General features: G+C 58.5%; 1 protein-coding gene and 1 pseudogene. Both read left to right on the top strand.

All coding sequences use genetic code 11. The annotated features are described in order from the left end of the window. Window positions 1-546: pseudogene (locus ABX749_RS32340) on the top strand (gfo/Idh/MocA family oxidoreductase); the annotation flags it as partial. Continuing rightward, window positions 546-1,463 carry a hydroxypyruvate isomerase family protein gene (locus ABX749_RS32335; RefSeq protein WP_372899666.1) on the top strand — a complete coding sequence of 306 codons (918 nt, stop codon included), beginning with the start codon at window positions 546-548 and terminating at the stop codon, window positions 1,461-1,463. The pseudogene ABX749_RS32340 and the gene ABX749_RS32335, both read left to right, overlap by 1 nt. The last annotated feature ends 119 nt before the right edge of the window (window positions 1,464-1,582 follow it).

Below are 1,582 nucleotides of genomic sequence, written 5' to 3'. Positions count from 1 at the left end.
CACCCGGTACGGGCCGAAGGGATGGGCGGGCGTCAAGTCCGCACCGGAAAGCAGTATGGCAACATCTTTGACCACCATGCGGTCAACTACGAATACGCCGACGGAACGATTTTGCACAGCTACTGTCGCCAGATCCCCGGCTGCAGCAAGTTGGTCGCCGAACAGATCGTCGGTACCCAAGGCGTCGCAGAATTGAGCACCACGCGGTGCGCGCTCTCCAGCGGTGACAAAACGATTTGGGAATCACCGCGCAGACGTGGCAAGGATTACCAAAGTCCCTATCAAGTCGAGTGGAACGCGTTGATGAAAGCGGTCGTCGAAGACACGCCGCATCACGAAGTTGACTACAGCGCCAGCAGCACGATGACGGCGATCTTGGGCCGGCTGGCCACGTATTCCGGCAAGACCGTTGAATGGGACGATGCGATGGCCAGTGAAAAAGTTTTGACGACCGACGCGGAATCTTGGGACGCACCCGCGCCAATCCGTCCGTTGGACGACGGGTCTTACGCGATCGCGGTTCCTGGTCAAACAAAGGTGCTGTAATGGATCGACGACAGTTTGCAAGCGCAACGTTGGCGGCCACGCTCGCGCCGACGCTGGTTGGACAGCAGGCGGTCGCCGCAGAACAACCGCAGCGGTTCACGTTAAACTACGCACCGCATTTCGGAATGTTCGCCCGTTCCGCCGGTGACGATCCGCTGGATCAACTGCGCTATGCGGCCGATCAGGGGTTCCGCGCCTGGGAGGACAATCCGATGAAGGATCGTCCGGTCGAGCAACAATCGGCGATCGCCAAGGAAATGGAACGGTTGGAGATGAAGATGGGCGTCATCTCGGCACTCAAGGGCATCTGGAACGCCGTCAATTTTTCCGGAGACAACCAGACGGCCCGCGACGAGATTGTGAACACGATGCGGGGGATCGTCGACGTGGCTCGACGCGTCAACGCAACGTACTTGACCGTCGTGCCAGGATTGGTCGATCCCAAACTTCCGCGGGACTATCAGATGGCCAATTGCATCGATCTGTTGAAACGGTGCTGCGATGTGGTGGAACCGCACGGCCTGGTGATGGTGTTGGAACCACTCAATCGCAAGACCAACCATCCGGGCGTCCTGCTGCACAGCTCTCCGCAAGCCTATTTGATCTGCAAAGCCGTCGCCCGAGACTCTTGCAAAATCTTGTTCGACATCTACCACCAACAGATCACCGAAGGAAACTTGATTCCCAATATCGACCGCTGCTGGGACGAGATCGCGTACTTTCAATGCGGTGATAATCCGGGGCGACGTGAACCCGGCACTGGCGAGATCAATTACCGCACTGTGTTCGCGCATCTGCACCGCCGCGGCTATGCCGGCATCATGGGCATGGAGCACAAGAACGCCGGCAAGGGGATCGAAGGTGAAGCGGCGGTGATCAAGGCCTACCGCGACGTGGATCCTGAACCTGTGGCGTAAGCTTCTCGCTTGTGATTCAGGGAAGGGGCTGGCTGTGCCAGGGGGGACGCAAGCTGGAAGCTTACGCCACTTTTGGTGGGTTATTGTGCGGGACGGACGTAGACTCGCAATCGTTTCTT

It is taken from the genome of Stieleria sp. (assembly GCF_041595215.1).
GTDB classification, from domain to species: Bacteria; Planctomycetota; Planctomycetia; order Pirellulales; family Pirellulaceae; genus Stieleria; species Stieleria magnilauensis.
Note: the sequence above shows the minus strand (reverse complement) of the source record. Positions and strands in the feature narration are given on the sequence as shown.